General features: G+C 56.2%; 12 protein-coding genes. 7 read left to right on the top strand and 5 right to left on the bottom strand.

Annotation, left to right across the window (positions count from 1 at the left end; genetic code table 11):
- Positions 1-205 precede the first annotated feature (205 nt).
- The gene (locus tag K0B87_00535) at positions 206-577 is read left to right on the top strand and encodes a T9SS type A sorting domain-containing protein (protein MBW6513233.1); all 372 of its coding nucleotides are present in this window, start codon (positions 206-208) and stop codon (positions 575-577) included.
- A 46-nt stretch (positions 578-623) separates the two neighbouring features.
- Here the strand turns inward: K0B87_00535 and K0B87_00530 are convergent, their stop codons facing one another.
- The 3 genes from K0B87_00530 to K0B87_00520 are packed head-to-tail and all read right to left on the bottom strand — an operon-like array spanning position 624 to position 3,776.
- Positions 624-1,913, bottom strand: a complete 1,290-nt coding sequence (locus K0B87_00530; protein MBW6513232.1) for a TldD/PmbA family protein — start codon at positions 1,911-1,913, stop codon at positions 624-626.
- Complete coding sequence (locus K0B87_00525) at positions 1,913-3,277, bottom strand: TldD/PmbA family protein (GenBank protein MBW6513231.1); 1,365 nt, start codon at positions 3,275-3,277, stop codon at positions 1,913-1,915. The genes K0B87_00530 and K0B87_00525 overlap by 1 nt, the downstream gene beginning before the upstream one ends.
- A gap of 37 nt (positions 3,278-3,314) precedes the next feature.
- Positions 3,315-3,776, bottom strand: coding sequence for a transcriptional regulator (locus K0B87_00520; GenBank protein MBW6513230.1), 462 nt, complete (start codon positions 3,774-3,776; stop codon positions 3,315-3,317).
- A gap of 314 nt (positions 3,777-4,090) precedes the next feature.
- Between K0B87_00520 and K0B87_00515 the strand changes: the two genes are divergently transcribed.
- The gene (locus K0B87_00515; protein MBW6513229.1) at positions 4,091-6,622 is read left to right on the top strand and encodes a carboxypeptidase regulatory-like domain-containing protein; all 2,532 of its coding nucleotides are present in this window, start codon (positions 4,091-4,093) and stop codon (positions 6,620-6,622) included.
- A gap of 45 nt (positions 6,623-6,667) precedes the next feature.
- Here K0B87_00515 and K0B87_00510 read toward each other — a convergent pair whose 3' ends face one another.
- Positions 6,668-7,381 (bottom strand): uracil-DNA glycosylase family protein, encoded by a 714-nt coding sequence (locus K0B87_00510; protein ID MBW6513228.1) that lies wholly within the window; start codon positions 7,379-7,381, stop codon positions 6,668-6,670.
- A gap of 32 nt (positions 7,382-7,413) precedes the next feature.
- Complete coding sequence (locus K0B87_00505; GenBank protein MBW6513227.1) at positions 7,414-9,195, bottom strand: [FeFe] hydrogenase, group A; 1,782 nt, start codon at positions 9,193-9,195, stop codon at positions 7,414-7,416.
- A gap of 623 nt (positions 9,196-9,818) precedes the next feature.
- Here K0B87_00505 and K0B87_00500 point away from each other — a divergent pair.
- The 5 genes from K0B87_00500 (at position 9,819) to K0B87_00480 (ending at position 17,276) form a co-directional block, all read left to right on the top strand.
- Positions 9,819-13,160 carry a tetratricopeptide repeat protein gene (locus K0B87_00500; GenBank protein ID MBW6513226.1) on the top strand — a complete coding sequence of 1,114 codons (3,342 nt, stop codon included), beginning with the start codon at positions 9,819-9,821 and terminating at the stop codon, positions 13,158-13,160.
- Between the two features lie 376 nt (positions 13,161-13,536).
- Positions 13,537-14,244 carry a response regulator gene (locus tag K0B87_00495; GenBank protein MBW6513225.1) on the top strand — a complete coding sequence of 236 codons (708 nt, stop codon included), beginning with the start codon at positions 13,537-13,539 and terminating at the stop codon, positions 14,242-14,244.
- The gene (locus K0B87_00490; protein MBW6513224.1) at positions 14,237-15,568 is read left to right on the top strand and encodes a HAMP domain-containing protein; all 1,332 of its coding nucleotides are present in this window, start codon (positions 14,237-14,239) and stop codon (positions 15,566-15,568) included. The genes K0B87_00495 and K0B87_00490 overlap by 8 nt, the downstream gene beginning before the upstream one ends.
- Positions 15,565-16,092: a sigma-70 family RNA polymerase sigma factor gene (locus K0B87_00485; protein MBW6513223.1), complete on the top strand. Its 528-nt coding sequence runs from the start codon at positions 15,565-15,567 to the stop codon at positions 16,090-16,092. The genes K0B87_00490 and K0B87_00485 overlap by 4 nt, the downstream gene beginning before the upstream one ends.
- 104 nt (positions 16,093-16,196) lie before the next feature.
- On the top strand, positions 16,197-17,276 hold the full coding sequence (locus tag K0B87_00480; protein ID MBW6513222.1) for a hypothetical protein: 1,080 nt from the start codon (positions 16,197-16,199) through the stop codon (positions 17,274-17,276).
- Positions 17,277-17,286: the final 10 nt, after the last annotated feature.

Here is a 17,286-nt window from a genome sequence, read left to right as displayed (position 1 = left end):
TCTGAGTATTGAACAATGCAGCGATGTCCTTTGCCTGTTGATTGCTGTACCCTCTGATTGCTAACAACTTCATCACCAGGCGTCCATCTTTGATCTCAGATAAAGCCTGCTCCGCTTTCAGGAATACCTCCTGCAACGATTGGTCTTTTGGTCGTGGCATCTCGCCTCCAGTATTTAGATTTTGGAGACAAGATAATCACTATATATGATTTGTCAACATGGAATTTGTATTACTCCTGATCCCGTGCCTGTGGGACCTGTCCTCACTTTCTATATTCAGGGCGCGGCAGCGGAGGATGTTTCAGCGCCTGCCTTTACGGCAAAGATCACACCCAATCCCATATCTGATGCCACTTCCCTGAAATTGGACACCCCTAATCCGGGCCAGCTTTCCTTATCCCTCTATAACTTCAAAGGCCAAAAGATCCTCTCCCGATCTGGTCTTGACTTGCGTCAGGGCGCTAATGTTTGGCAGTGGAAAGAACTGGTCAGCGAGAAGCTACCCGCTGGCATCTATCTGCTCCGTCTGGATGCAGGAGGCCGGGCAACGCATCTGAAGGCCATGGTTTTGCATTAAAAAAGGGGCACCGCGCGGCGCCCCTTATTCCTGATCCAATTTAGAACTATTTTCCGGCCACGCTCACGTCTTTGCAGATAATTGAGGGTATCTTGTGGGAGCCAAATTTGGTATGCTTGTTTTCGATGGCTTCGATGTTGGAGAGGGTTTCATAGGCATTGCCGGATAGCAGGCAATCTTTTACCCGGCCTGTGATCCTGCCGTTTTCGATCATGAACCCCGTGGACACGCCCACAGAATAATCGCCGTGCAACACGTTTCCGGAATGCGCGCCCATCAGATTGAAAACGAGCAAACCTTCCCGCAGGCAGGAGATCATTTCTTCCAGGGAAGCGTCACCAGTGCCAATGATCGTACCCAGGTTCTGGGCCGATGGAAGGGCCTCCACGGAATGGCGCACGCCACAGCCGTTGGGCTCCAGATTCAGCTTTGAGGCGTAATTCAGGTCGGTGGGGAAGGCTGTGAATACGCCTTTGTCGATGAAAGCGAGCTTGCGGGTGGGCGTTCCTTCCGCATCGATGGCCGTGGGATTGGGTTGGTCTGGATCGAGGGGATCCTGCCAAAGGCTGAGCTTATCCGAGACGATCTTGTGTCCGAGCTTTCCGCAGAGCGGCGAAACCTGGTTGTAGATGCTAACCGGAGACGCAGCCGCGGAAAAACGCGACAACAGGGCAAACAGGGAAAAAGGCGTGAAGATCACCGGCATCCTGCGCGTGGGGGGCACAACCTCGTTTTTGCTCAGGATGAAGAGTTCGATCAGCTTGTCCAATTCCGCCTGGTCGTGCTGGACCGGACCCCGGCCCACCCAGTATTGGAAAAGCCCGCTGCCCGTGCCTGGAAAGATCAGGTTCACCAGCAGGGCGTAACCCGATTGCCTCTCAGAGAGGTCCGTTCCGGCGGTGTTCATGATTCCGGACCGGTCAATTTCATAACTGATATTGACGTTCACCTGGCCCTGGACGCGGCCGGCCACATATTCGACCAGCCGGGCGCCCTGCGCCACAACGTCTTGTTTGGCCAGCTTTTCCACCCGCGGATCGAAGGCCACCGTGGCTGGCAGATTCGCCGTGCGCGGCATCTGGAAATTGACCTCGACCCCGTTGGCCGCACTGGCCAGGGCTTGGCGGACCAAGGCTTCGCGGTCAAGCAGGTTGCGGGTGTGGGCCAGACCCATTTTTCCGTCTTTGATCACGCGCAGGGCGATGCCCGAACTGAGGGCCGAATCTGCTTTGTCCAGCTTGCCGTTGTTGAATTCGATGCTGTCTTCGGAACCTTCCACATAATAGACCTCAGCCTGGTCCGCGGCTTGGGACGCGAGTTTGAGCAGCTTTTCCATTATCTTCCTCCCACGGTCAGATCTTTGAAGAATACGCTGGGCCCGCCCAGACAGGAACGGATGTTGGTCTGGCCTTTGCCGCAGCCGCCTGATTCGTTGAGCACGAAATCACTGCCGATCAAGGCCACGCTGCCGAGCGTGTGGTAGAGATTTCCCACGATGTTGATGTCGCGGATCATGCCGGCCAGCCTGCCGTTTTTGACGATGTAGCCGTGGTTGGCGCCGAAGGTGAAATTCTCCCCGGAAGTCTGGCCGCCCATCGCGTCGCAGATGTAGAGCCCGTTGCCCATGGCCGCTAAAAGCCCTTCCAGAGAGGCTGTTCCCGGTTCGATGAAGATGTTGCCCATGCGCACGATCGGCCCATAGCGGAAATCCTCGGCAATGGCGTGGCCGGAGACCGGTTCTCCCATCTCCGCGGCTGTGAATCGGTCGTGCAGCCTGCCGGTCAGGACTCCGCTGGTCATCAGTTTGACCTTGCGCACAGCCACGCCCTCGTCGTCGTATTTGTAGAAACCAAGCTGGTTGGCGATTGTGGCGTCGTCTGTGATGTTCAGGATCTCTTTGCCCAGCTTCGCGCCAAGCTTCATCTTCTCTTTCATTGCGGGCAGGTCGCGCACGATGTCCGCTTCGGAAAAATGCCCGAAAGCCTCATGGGTAAACACTCCGGCTATACCGGGGTTGAGGACCATGGGATAGGTTCCGGCCGTCACGGGCTCAGCGTTCAAGAGGTCGGCGGCGATCCTGGCCCTTTGCAGGGCTTCGTCTTCGCGGCCACGGACCTTCTGGAATCCGGTGCTGCCGCCAAAGGCCATGCGCACCGTCTGCGTGAGGTCGCCCTCCTGGCTGATGATCCCCGCGCCCAGCTTGGTTGTGACCAATTCCTCGTTGATCTGTGTCCCCTCGCTATTTACGAAATACTTGTTGCGGAACACGTCGTAGTATTCCAGTTCCACGTTGGCGATCTTGGGCTGGGCGAAGAGCAGGTCGGAATAGTGCCGCACCAATTCCAGCTTCTCTTCCAGCGTTATCTGCCGCGGATCCTCGAGCAGCGGTGCTTTGACCGTATCCACAACCCTGGGTATCGGGGCCAGTTTACGGGGCTGCTTTTGATGGGCGGCCAGCACTTCCGCGTTCTCCAGGGCCTTGCGGATCGCTTCGTCCGCCTGCTCCGGCTTGGTGAAGCATACTGAGGCCAGGCCGCCGTTCTTCAATACCCGGAGCACGTAGCCGTCGCCCGTGTTTGAGCCGTAGCTGCGGACTTCCTTTTTGCTCATTACCACGCGGTTGACCTGTTTGGTCTCGTAGCGGAGATCGGCATAATCCGCCTGGATCTTTTCCAGCGTTTGTTTGAGTTTGTCGATCATAAGTTCTCCTTTGCCAAGATATGTTTTTGTGCCATAATTAGTTGAGAATTCCGCTCAGGGGCGGCAGCAGGTTCATGCCGCCCTGGGTGGAGGAAAACCGGGAGCGCAGGTCCACGTCCCAGAACCAATGCGGATAGTGGTTCAGAGTGTATGCTATCTGCCCGGCCTGCTCCCTCAGACCGTTTTGCTGCTTTTGGGGCAAAGCGTAAAGGATCTGTTCGCCCCAGCGCTCATAGGCGTTTCTGCCTTTCTCCGTCAGCTTGTATGAGGTATGGGGTTTGTTGTTCAAAAAGCTCTTTCTCCTGGCAATGTACTTCGCTTGGACCAGTTTGGCCAGGTGGGTGGTGAGATTTCCGGAGCTGAGCCTGGTCAGTTCCATCAAGCCAGTATAATCAAGGCTTGGGTGTCGCTCCAGCAGAAAGAGGATCATCAGCCGGGCGGGATTGTTGGCCACGCTGTCCAGACTGGCGATCCTTACCAAGTTTGACTGAAGGTCCATGCTTGCTTTCAACTCCTTTGTAAAAAAGCTTCTTATGTCACTTTGTGATGCAAGATACCTTGAACTGCAAGACGCAATTCCTGGCAAGTTTTTTCGGCTTGCGCGGCCCTTTTCCGAATTTTCCGGTTCTGGCCAGTTGACAATCGATCTTGCTTTCAACTCTTGCGCGTGTCTCAGGAACCTAAGGTAGTATTGATTTGGATAAAAAAAGCTTTACAGAAAAACACAGTCATCTTCATTTGTCAATGGGCATTGTTTTCCAGATGTCAGTATGCGGGGATTGCGGAGAACAGATAGAAACAAGGAGTATGACCATGAAAAGCTTGGTTGTTGCACTGGCGCTGATACTGGCGCTGGGAGCGATTTTTGCCACCGCAGCTCCGGATGAGCCGTTTTCTGACGGGGGCGGATCCACACGCGAGATAATCTCCGTTACCATTGGCAGCGGAGACCAGCAAGCCCAGATCCCGGTCAACATGTATTACCGCACCAGCCTGTTCGAGACCATCTATCTGGCCAGCGAAATGAACGTCAGTGGAGAGATCACGGCCATCCGCTTCTACAATAATTTCTACACCAACATTCCCAACAAACCCACCCAGATCTGGCTGGGCGAGACCTATCTGACGGACTTGGCCAACGGCTGGATCCCTGCCAGCCAGCTCACGCAGGTGTTTTCCGGCAATGTCGATTATCCTGCCGGAATCAACGAGATCACGATAAACCTCAATACGCCTTATACTTACGGCGGCGGAAATCTCGTGCTGATGGCCTTCCGGCCCTGGGATGACGATTACTACTTTTCCCTGGACCTGTTCCAAGCCCAAACCGTGGGCTCTAACCGCTCCCTCAACACCTATAACCACAATACACCCATCAATCCGGATAATCCCCCCACGACCGGGGTCACGGGCCAGTTTCCCAAAACCACGTTCTTTGTTGACGTATCCGGCCGCGGAGCGCTGTTGGGGAATGTCAGTTCCGGGGGATCGCCTCTCTCCGGCGCGACGGTCACGATCCAGAACACCAATTTCAGTTTCACCACCGGCGCGGACGGGAATTACGACTTTCCCTACGTGCCTGCGGGGACCTATCAGGCCACTGCCTCCAAAACAGGCTACCCGGCTGTAAGCCATACGGTTACGATCGCGGAAGGGCAAACCACCACCCAGGATTTCGTTCTGGCTCCGCTTCCCCAGATCACTGTGAGCGGCCGGGCTGTGGGCAGTGACGCGCCCACAGAGGGTTTGGCCAACGCGCAGGTCAGCATCGCAGGCTACGCGGAGTATTCAGCCACCAGCGACGCGACGGGGTCTTTCAGCATACCCGGGGTATATGCCAGCCAGACATACAATTACAACATTGGCGCATCCGGATATCAGAATGCCACGGGAGAGTTTTCTGTCGGCGCGGTAAACTATGACCTGGGCGACATTGTCCTGAGCGAGATTGCCTATCCTCCGCAGAATGTGGTGGCGGCGGAATCCGCCAATGGAAACTCCGTGGACCTGGCCTGGGAGGAACCGAATGTGGCGCTGGAAGGCTGGCTGCATTACGACAGCGGGGAGAACAACACCTCCTTCGGTACCGCGGGCTCGCTCAGTTTTGACGTGGCGATCCGCTTTCCGCCAGCCGCATTGGCCGACTATGCCGGCGGTTTTTTGCAGGCGGTCCGGATCTGGCCAGCCATGGGGGGAAATTTCTCTGTCCGGGTCTGGACCGGTGGAGACGCTTTCGCCCCTGGCATGATGGTGGTGGACCAGCCCATCATCCCGGTCCTCAATTCCTACAATACTGTCTTGCTGGATTTTCCTATTCCGGTCACGGGCACGGAAGAGCTGTGGTTCGGCTTCCTGTGCGACGTGACGGGAGTAAATCCCGCCTACGCGGGAATGGATTACGGTCCGGCGGTGGATGGCTTTGGCAACATGATCCATTGGCAGGGCAGTTGGACCACCCTGCTCTCCGTGAACGCCTATTGCGACTTCAATTGGAACATCCAGGGCTACGTGGGCCTCAATCCTCCCGCCGCGCTGACTTCGTTCACGCCTCTGGCCCTGACCGATCCTGAACCTGAGCGCATAACGGCTTACCAGGTCTGGCGCTTCCTGCAAGGCCAGGCCAACAACGAGGCCCTCTGGGTGAACCTGACCCCTGGAACCATCACCGAGACGACCTTCACGGACACGGGATGGTATGCCGTTCCGGATGGAACCTACTATTGGGCGGTGAAATCGGTCTACATCAACGGAGTGCTTTCAGATCCGGCATTTTCCAATCCACTGACCAAGGTCACGCCGGTCGGAACGATCGCCGGGATCGTGCGCAGCCTGCAAAACGCCCCGATCATGGATGCCACCGTCTCTTGCGGAGATGTGAGCGCCACCACCAATGCCAGCGGGGCTTACAGCATGCTGGTGGAAAGCGGCGCGCACAGCGTCACGGCCAGCCATCCGAACTATCAGTCCGTCACCCAGGACAACGTTCTGGTCGTGGTTGGGCAGACCACCACCCTGAATTTCCAACTGCCACCCGGGACCGCCAATGAGGACCCGATCGCGCCGGTGGCAGTAACCGCGCTGCACGGCAACTATCCGAACCCCTTCAATCCTGAAACCACGGTCACATACAGCCTGAAAGAGGCCTCCCGGGCAACTCTGCAGGTCTTCAACCTGAAGGGCCAATTGGTGGCCACCCTGGTTGACGCATGGCAGGAAGTCGGAAATCACTCCATCCTCTGGCAGGGCCTGGATCACAGCGGGGAACCCGTATCCAGCGGGATCTACCAACTGCGGATGAGCGCTGGCGGCTACAGGTCCACGAAGAAGATGATCCTGCTAAAATAGCCTTGCAGGGAGGGAATGGGCCGCAGAGCGCAGCTCGGGAAAGAGCTATTGATCTGACAGCGAGGAGAAAACAGCTGTGTAGGCCTGCGTGAGGTGATCCACGAAGGCCACGTGGTTGGGAAACCTAACTCTGCCCACAGGTGAAGGAGAAGGAAGGATCAGGACCCGGATCCTTCTTTCTGTAAGGGATGCCTCGTCATGATCAGGAAGCGGGAACGCAGCTCCGGCGCCATGCTCAGATTCCAGCGCAATTCCTTGTGTGGCAAGGTATTCGCGTAGCCAGAAATCGACCTTTTTGCTGGTGCAAAGAATGTTTGCCAGGTTCAAACGGCTGGCCAGGATGCCGGTCAGATCAGTGAATTCCAGAGGCCTGATCTTGGCATCCGCGGAACCCAGATCCCGGCGTTCGAAGCGGAGCAGGATATCCGCGATCCCCAATCCGTGCCGGGCCAGAAAATCCTGCAGAAAGACCCTTTGCTTTTCCGTCCTCGTGACCCGTTGCAACTGCAATTCCCGGATCTTTTGCAGTTCCGGCAGAGCAGCGGGATCCAGAACCCGGAACAGGACCTCCCAAAGCAGGTTGCAGCCCCGGACATGACTGCCATAATAGTAGTCCATATCCTTGGGGGAGAGGGGCTTGGGCATCTCAGTGCAGAAGCGCCAGGGCGGCACGCTGCCCAGGATCAGGGTTCGGGCTTGATCCGGAACATAGGGACGGTAGGGATGGCTCTGGATCAGCCCGGAAGCCGCTTCAGGCAAGAAATTTACCCTCTCGGAAAGAGTTCATCGGTTCAGACGCATTTCTTCCGGGATTTCTTCTTCGGATTTTTCTGCCCCAGAACGATCGGCCGGGCGATATAGCTTGTATGCAAAAGCTTTTTGGCCTTGGGGGAATTGGGTTGGCCCAGGAATTCCTGATAGAGTTTCTGGATGGAGGGATTGTTGTGCGATTCCCGGTGCTCAAGGCCCTCGTCTTCTTTATAGAGCCCCTTGGCGCGCTGCATGCGCACCCGGTTGGTGGAACGGTAGGGTTGTCCGCCACCGCCCACGCAGCCTCCGCGACAGGCCATAACCTCCACGAAGTGGTAGGGCGGTTCTTTCCCGGCTTGTTTGGCCTCGCGGATCTCGGTCATCAGGGTGTTCACATTTCCCAAACCGGATGCGACGCCGATCCTGATTTCCCGGCCCAGGATCTCGATCTTGCCGCGCTTGATGCCCAGATTTCCCCGCACGAAATCGATCTTCGGATCCGCCAATTCCTTTCCCGTGGCAAAGAAATGGGCCGTGCGCAAAGCCGCTTCCATCACTCCGCCCGTCGCTCCGAAGATGGTGCCGGCACCGCTGTATTCGCCCAGAGGGCTATCGGCTTGCCCGTCAGGAAGATAGGGCAGGTTGATGCCGCGGGTCTTGAGCATGCGGGCCAGTTCGCGGGTGGTGATCGTCAGATCCACATCCTTGCAGCCGGAGGCGTACATATCCTCCATCCGTTCGATCTCATATTTCTTTGCCGTGCAGGGCATTATCGAAACCAGGAAGATCTTGGCCGGGTCGATCTTCATCTTCTGCGCCCAGTAGGTCTTGACCATGGTGCCCACCATCTGGTGCGGCGATTTGGACGAGGAAAAGTGGGGAATGATGTCGGCGTGGAATTTCTCCAGATAATCGACCCAGGAGGGGCAGCAGGTCGTGATCAGGGGAAATCTTTCCGGATGCTGGGTGAAGATCTGGACAAACTCGCTGGCCTCTTCCATGATGGTGAGGTCGGCCCCGAAATTGGTGTCGAAGACGTAGTGGAAGCCCATTTCGCGCAGGGCGGTATACATCTTCGGAGCCACATTGTGGCCGGGCCGGAGGCCGAATTCCTCTCCCAGCGCGACTCGGACCGCGGGCGCTTCCTGCGCCACCAATACAAGGTTCGGATCATCCAAAGCGGCCCAAAGGTCGTCCGAATCGTCGTTCTCATAGATCGCCGCGACCGGGCAATAGGCCGAACACTGGCCGCATTTGACGCATTCGCTGTCTTCGAGCAGGCGGTCGAAAGTCGGGCCCACAAAGGTGTTGAACCCGCGTTCGGAGTTTTCCAGGGCGTGCACGTCCTGGACCTCGTTGCAGATGTAGACGCAGCGCCCGCATTGCACACAGTAGGACGAATCGAGGGTGATTGAGGGCGAGGATTCGTCCCTGGGCTTATAGGGACGGCGCACCTTGTTCACGTGCATGTGGCGGATGGCCAGTTCCTGCGCAAGGTCCTGCAGTTCGCAGCGCCCGTTCTTAACGCATTCGGGGCAGTTGTTGGGATGCTCGGAAAGTATGATCTCCAGAGCCGCGCGGCGAAGTTCGAGCAGCTTCCTGCCCGTGGTCTTGATCCGCATCCCTTCCTCGCAGGGGGTCGAACAGGCGCGCAGCGGCTTGCCGTTTATCTCCACCATGCAAACTCCGCAATTGCCAAAAGCGGGAAGGTCCTCATGATAGCAAAGTTGAGGCACTTTATAGCCCGCCTTGGTGCAGGCATGCAAAACTTTCGTGTCCTTGGCAACCTCTGTGGGCTTGCCGTTTACGTATACTGTGATCATATTTTCTCCAGGCTGCTGTGTTTTCCTTGAATAAGGCTCAATCTGTTTGAATGCCCCAATGTGTCAAGCGAAGATTTGCCCTCCCGGCCGCGCATCATCCCGGACCGTCAGTTATCCCGGCGCGAAAATTTTCCTCATCGGCTCCCATTATCATTACGCTATCAATACGGACTCACTACGGACTTTGTCCGTAATGAGTCCGTAATGACACCGTAATGATAAGGAGGGCGAAAGGGGTAATGTGCGTGTATGATGCTGCCAATCAGAGATTTAAAATCAGAATATGAACACAATACCTTTGATTGCCTGTATGTCATTACGCGGCAAAATCTTGATCCTACAGATGCCGGCAAAATCTTTTGGACCGTCAGGAGGGGTTCCAATTCCAGCGCTGCGTATTTGTTTGCAATGTGGAAGTTGTGGCACAGAAATATCTTGACTGAAATGTTCAAGCGGTGATAATTGGATTATTGGCTTGGGATATTAAAACAGGGCAATGAATCCCAGCGCAGACAGCAGCCGGCCTTGTGCCCTGAGGTCAAGCCAGATCATGAACAAGGGTTTGCAAAGATTGAAACCCGATTGCGGCAGCAGAACCATGCAACCCTGAGTTTCCAAACAGAGTGAGCGATGAAAACGGCAACCAGTCCTGCAATCAGATCAGCAGGGAGGAACCCCACGCGATGATCCGCTACCGGCCTCCCTTCATCCTGCACAACTTCGAGCGCGGTGTCCTCAGCGGCTCCCTGCAGGCCTTTGTGCTGATCTTCGACCTCGGCGATTTCACACAGATCACCAATGAGCTGCACAAAGCGGGAAAGCTCGGCGCGGAGGAACTGGCCCGGATGCTGGACAACCTGAGCCAGGGACCGCATCATTGGGTGGAAAGCAACGGCGGGTTCGCGATCCGCTTCACCGGAGACGGCTTTTGGGCGATATTCCCTGATCCTGAGCCGCTCAATGTGCTGGCCGCGGTGCTGGGGACTTGCGATCAATTCCGGAAACTGGGAGAATATGCCACCCCCTATGGCAGCTTCCGGATCAAGGCGCGCCAGTGCGTGGGTTTTGGCACATTGGATTGGCGTATCTTCGAGAATGACCTGCAAAATGAATACCTGTTCAGCGGCCGGGTGATGCAGGAATTGCTCAGGCTCAGCGAACTGAAGCAGGAACTGGTGTTCACCCAAGCGGCGGCCTGGAAGATCGGGAAAGACAATTTCGTCAGGCGGGGCAGGGGTTTTGAGCCCGACTGCGAGATCCCGAAAGTTCCCCCGCGCAGGCTGGAATACGATTTTGAGCCGCAAACAGCCCTGCGTTTCATGAACTCCCGTTTTCAAAACCTGCTCTCAGCCAATGAGATACGCATGGTGGCCTGTTGTTTCGCCAATCTGGAGGAGATCCCCCAGGACAGGTTGGAAGACTCTGTCGGCTTGTTGGAGCTTTTGGCGCTGACCTATGGCGGCTATGTGAACAATTTGAACACCTCCGAAAAAGGATTTCAGGCCGTCATCCTCTTCGGCATGCCGCGCAACGAGGGCAACACAGTGCAACGGGCCGGGCGCTTCGCGCTGATGATGGCGCAGGCGATACCGGGAATTTCCCTGGGAATGTCCTTTGGCGAGGTTTTTGCCGGATTTGTCGGCAACGAGGGGGTCGGCGAATACGCGGCCTGGGGCCGGCCAATGAACCTGGCCTCGCGTTTGGCTGAAAAAGCCCGGTCGGGCGAGATCCTCGTCGATGCAAGGCTGCAAAAGGAATTGGACAGGGAGTTCAGCTTTGAACAGGTCGGGAATCTGCGCCTGAAAGGATTCGGACAGCCAGTGCGCAGTTATCGCCTGGCAGCCAAGTTTGCAGAAAAAACCAAGGATCTTGACGGCAGATTTGTGGGCAGGATAATCGAAAAGAACCTTCTCAGCGGCTCCGTCATAGATTCACTGGCCAGCCGGAAGAGTTGCGTAATCTTCATCCATGGCGAAGCGGGGATCGGCAAGACCAGGCTGGCGCAGGAAGTGATGAAACTGATCCCGGATTCTTCCTGCCAGAAGTTCAGCCTGGCCTGCGACAGGATCCTGCCCCAGCCCTTGGAGCCTCTTAAACAATTGATCCGCCAGCATTTGGGCCTCAGTGTCACCGCGACCGGGGATGAAGCTGTCAGCCAATTCAGGTCAGCCTGGAATGCCTGGGCCAAGGGAAATCCGCGCCTGGCCGGCCTCGAAATCCTGATTGGGTCTTGGCTGGGGCTTTCCTGGCCGGGCTCGGCCCAGGAGTACCTTACGCCCCAAAACCGTCCCCAGCGCCTGCTGGAAGCCTGGCTGGCCTATTTGCGCGAATTGGCAGCCCCCAAACCAATATTGGCCTGGGTGGATGACGCGCAATGGATGGATCCGGAAACCGCCTGGTATTTTCAGGCGGTCGAAGAGGCCGGGATCAAAACCGTCTGTGTCCTGGCCACCATTCGCGACGAGGAAGGCATCTATGTCAAGGAAACGGACATGCTCCATTACAAGGACCTGCATCTCCACCTCAAACCTCTTTCTGAAGATGAGAGCAGGGAATTCTCCCAAGTCTTGCTGGGAATGTCGGACCTGCCGCCGGAAACCCTGGACAGGATAACGGATCAGGCTGCCGGCAATCCGTTTTTCATCGAACAATACATCACCTATCTGCAGGAAAACGGCAGGATCGGCGCTCACGGCGAGATACTCTCTGATGCTGGCTCCGCCGCTGTATTCGGCATCAACGACATCATCGCCAGCCGGATCGACAGGCTCACGGACAAGGTGCGCGAATGCGTGGAAAACGCCAGCGTTCTGGGCCATAAGTTCAACGTCCGCGTGCTGTCCCAAATGCTGAATTCCGATCCCCGCGAGCTGCTCGCCAACGGAACCCAAAACCAGATCTGGAAAGACCTGGACGAGGTTTTCTACATCTTTTCCCATATGCTGATCCAAGACGCGGTCTATAACAGGATGCTGAGCGGCAAACTGCAAAAGCTGCATCTGAGCGCGGCGGAGGCCATGGAAAGGGTCTATGAGCTGAACCTGGACGAGCACGCGGAAGAGATCGCGATGCACTTCGAAAAAGGCGGGGTTACGGACAAAGCGGCATTTTATCATGACAAAGCCGGAGATCATAACTGGGATAAGGGCAGTTTCGACCGAGCCGAAGCAAACTTCCGCTCCGCCATTCGCCTGGCCGCCCAAGCCCATGGCACAGATGGCATGGAATACGGTGAGATGGTCTTCCATCTGGCCTTGCTCTATCACTACCTCCTGCGGATGGAGGAGGCGGAACCCCTGTACAACGAGGTCATGGAACTCGCCACCCGCAAGCATGGCACGCGCAGCCTGGCTTTGAGCCCCTACATCAACAACCTGGGCAGGTTTTACAAGGACACCGGACGTTTTTCCGAAGGAGAAAAGCTGCTCAAGCGCTCTCTGGCGATGGAAAGGAAGCAGTCTCCAGGATCATCCAATGTCGCGGACCGGATCAACAACCTGGGCCACCTGTATGGCAAACAGAACAAGCTGGACAAGGCCGAAGCCATGTTCCGTGAGGCTTTGGAACTCATGGAACGGAGCTACGGCCAAAAACACTGGTTCATAGCGACCTGTGCGGGCAATTTGGGAAGCGTTTGCGCCCAGACGGGGAAACTTGAGGAAGCAGGGAACCTGCTCCACAAGGCGCTGAAGATCGCCCGCAGGCACTGGGGCCCGAAACACGCAGTGACGGCGATCTACCTGAGCAACCTGGGCAGCCTGTATCTCAAGCTAGAACGCTGGAAGGATGCAGAGAAGCATCTGCTCAAGGCCCTCCAGATCAACCAAAGGTTCTTTGGCAAGGGCGATTCCAGGACCCTGAACGTGGTCAAATCACTGCTGGAGCTATACGACCAGACCCAAAACACCGCCGCCGCGTCGATCTACCAAGATTGGCCCGGATTGGATACAAACCCTCCGGGATGAGATTCGCCTGGCGGCCCAGACAGCTGGAAAAAAATCCTGGACCTCCACAATCCCCCATCAGAAGCAAAATCCAGGCCTGCCAAAGGAAAGCAAAAGAGCAAAATTGCGAAATAATGCTTGACAAGATGGCGGGCTTCTTTAGTTTATACAACACAGACCCTACATAGAATGCCCTCCGAGTCCGTGGGGACACCACCCGGTGCTCCCCACGGTTTTTTTGTGCCGCTTTCTGGGATGTTAAACGCTGATAATGCCTGGGGTTAATACGCTGCCGGGGATGTCTTTGATTGTTAAGAATAATTAACTGGAAACCAGCTGTTTTTTCTTGCCACATTCCGGCTGTTCAGGTTATGGTCCCGGCATAGGTATCCATAAAATGAAATCCATGATATTCGTAATTGAGGACGAGGCCGATATCCTCGAACTGCTGCGGCTCAAGCTGGAAGCCGCGGAATACCGGACACGCTGTTTTTTAAGCGCGCGGCCGATGCTGGAACGCCTGGAGCGGGAAATCCCGGACCTGATCGTGCTGGACCTGATGCTGCCTGATATCGACGGCCTGGAAGTTTGCCGCCGGATCAAAGGCAATCCTGCCTGGGAGCGGATCCCGATCGTGATGCTCACGGCCCGGGTGGACATCGAGGATCGCGTGCGTGGCTTGGAATACGGCGCGGATGACTATGTCACCAAACCCTTCGACAGTTCCGAACTGCTGGCCCGGGTGAAGGCAGTGCTGCGCCGCAGCGGCTGGGAGAGCAGCAAAAACGTGCTGACCATCAACCCGGACTTCCGGCTCGATTTCAACAGCTATGAGGCCTTCATCAAAGGGAAAAGGATCGACCTCACCCTCACCGAGTTCAAGATCCTGCAGCTTCTCACCAAGCGCCCGGAATGGGTGTTCCGGCGGGACCAGATTCTCGATCACCTCTGGGGAAACGACAAGATCGTGATCGAACGCACCATTGACGTTCACATCCGCAACCTGCGCGAAAAGCTGGGCGAATTTGCCTCGATGATCAAGAACGTGCGCGGACTGGGCTACAAATTTTCCGCCGCTGCCAGGGAAGATCAAGAAAGTGGATAAACCCAGCCTCAACCGGCTGCTCTTCTTTTCCCAACTGCTGATCCTGGCGGTGCTGGCGATCCTGCTTACGCTCAAAACCCCATCCTGGCTGATCATTGCCGTGATGGCCGGGGTGGTCATGGCAGTCCTTTTAATGATCGGGAAAAACCTGTGCCGGCATTACGACATCATCTCCAAAGTGGCGCGCAGGATAGCCGGGGGCGATCACAGCCAGAGGATTCCCAGCCTGTCTTTGGACGAGTTTGACCTTCTGGGTCGGGAACTGAACGACATGTTGGGCAGCCTGGATTCCACCATCAGCCACCTGGCCGTGCACCGCGAGGAACTGCGCCTGGTGCTCAGTTCGATCGAAGACGTGCTGTGGTCCCAGGATTTCGAGGGTAGGCTGGAATGGGCGAACAAGCCGTTCCGCGAGCTTTTTCCGGCTTTCGATTCCCGCCGGGAGCAAAAGTTCTGGGAAGTCATCCGCGATCCCGGATTACTGGACCTGATCAGGTCAATGCAGGACCAGCCGGACCGCCAGGCGGCGGACATCCTGATCGGGGAGCACAGCTACATCCTTTCCTTCAGTCGCAATGACGAGGCCCGGCGTATGGTTTTTATCCTGCACAACATCGATCCCATCCAGCAAGCCTCCCAAATGAAAAAGGACTTCATCGTCAATCTGGCTCACGAACTGCGCACCCCACTCACCGCAATCAAAGGCTTCACCGAGGCCATGCAGGAAAGCCCGGGCACAGACCATTCCCGCTATCTGGCGATCATCCACAGCCACACCCAGCGCCTGATCCACCTCATCCGCGACCTCGAACAGCTTATCCGTCTGGAAAGCGTGGCAGAAATTGAAAACCGGGAGATCAGCCTAAAGACCTTCTTTGATAACATCCGCCTCATCTTGGAACCGGAGATCGCGGAAAAGGGGCTATATCTCAGGATCGAGCTTGATCCAGCGGTTCCTCGCCTGGTCTGCGATCCTTTCAAGTTTGAACAGGTCTTCATCAATCTGGCGCAAAATTCCCTCCGCTACACGGATTCAGGCGGGATCACGATCCGCAGCCAGGCTGGGGAAAACGGGGTTGTTTTTGAAGTGGTGGATACAGGCAAAGGCATTGCCAGAGAGCATTTGCCCAGGATATTTGAACGCTTCTACGTGGCGGACCCCTCCCGCAACAAGAGCCAGAGCGGCACCGGATTGGGCCTGGCCATAGTCAAGCACATAGTTTTGCTGCATCATGGCGAGATCAGCGTGGATAGCGACCTGGGGCGGGGAACCGTGTTCCGGCTGCTGCTGCCCCGGCTCAAACAAGCGGAATCGGCAACATGAACAAACCGGCCGGACTCCCTATTAACGGATCATGTCCCGAAAGCGAATCCCTTTCTCTGGATCAGATCCTGTCAGAGCATGGCAAACTGGCCCATGGCATAGCCAACCAGTATAAAAACCGGGGCGTTCCTCTCGAAGACCTGCGCCAGGAGGCGCTTTTGGGGCTGATCCAGGCTGCCCGCAGGTTCCAACCGGACAAGGGCGCGCAATTCTCCACCTATGCTGTCTGGTGGATCAAAAAACAGGTCTTGCTGGCCTTGCAAAAAGAGGCAGAGGCGTTTCATGACATTGGAACCCTCGCCCAAGAGGACCTCGAAGCCATGCCAGATCCGAATCCCGCTCCAGTACGGGATTCAGACCTGATATTGCCCGCAGGAATTCCTCCTCTGGAGCGCCAGATACTGATCCTCTCATGCCAGGATAAGCTCACCTTAAAGGAAATCTCCCAAGCCCTGCAGATACCCGTGGAGCGAGTTAAACAGCTGCGCGGCAAAGCTCTGCGCCGGCTTAAGCACACCCTCTGATCCCCAACTCAGCAAAGTTAACAATTCTTAACCCCAGCCTTATAAAATCCTAACATTTCCAGCGTATAACAGAGCAGACCTTAACAAGGAAACAGGAGTAAAACATGAAAAAACTGCTCATGCTAACAGTGCTGGGAATCCTGCTGCTGGCAGGCCTGACGGCACAGGAATTGAAAATTGCCGGGGAAATGTGGAACCGCTGGACAATGGAAAATGGAACCGCGCCAGACGGCAGCGACGCCACCCTCAAGAACTTCTTTTCGCTAGAACGCGGCTATCTCGGCCTGGAACCCAAATTCAGTGAAACCGTCAAAGGCCGCTTCACGGTTGACATCTTCAGCACCGACCTGATCAAGGACGGCGCCGGGCTCAAACTCAAATACGCCTATCTGGATTTTTCCCATTTGATCCCCGTGCCGGACCTGACCACGACTGTCGGATTGCAGAAAGTCTATTTCGGCACGATCTATGACTGGAACTACAAGCTGATCGGCAAGGCGCCCTCTGATGAATACAAGTTCGCCAATTCCGCCGATTACGGTATCACCCTGAATGGCTACATTCCCGGCGGCTGGGGTGAATACGCCCTGGGCATGTACAATGGCGAAGGCTATAAAGCTTACGGCATCAACCTCAAGGACAACATCGACCCCGCCCTGCTGGCCAACCTGCGCCTGACCCCGCTCGCCGGAATAACCATCGGTGGCTCGATCATGGCCAACAGCAGCGAGAGGGACCAGCTTCTGGCCGACGCCACGGACAATGCCAACCGCAACACCCAGATGCTGCTGGACGGCCTTCTGCGCGCGGCTTACGGCCCTGTGGACCTCTGGGTGGAATACCTTTCCAAAGATGTGAGCTATCCTCATGACAGCGGCAAAGACCATACGGCCAACGCCCTGATGGTCATGCCCAGCCTTAATCTCAAGAAGATCGCCGGTGCCGATATCGATTTGATCGGCCGCTACGACAGATATGACCCCACCGACAGCTCTGCCAACGAAAACATCCTCACAACACTTACCGGCGGAGTGAACTACAACTTCATGCACAACGCCAGCGCCGTGCCGGCCATGCAATTGCAACTGAACTATACCGCCAAAAGCAATAGCGTGAGCGAATCCGCGGATTCCACCACCCTGATGCTGCAGCTTAAATGGCGCTTTTCCAAAACCATCAAATAGGAGTAAACAC

The sequence above is a fragment of the Candidatus Syntrophosphaera sp. genome, assembly GCA_019429425.1.
Taxonomy (GTDB): Bacteria; Cloacimonadota; Cloacimonadia; order Cloacimonadales; family Cloacimonadaceae; genus Syntrophosphaera.
This window is presented reverse-complemented; position numbering and strand designations above follow the sequence as displayed.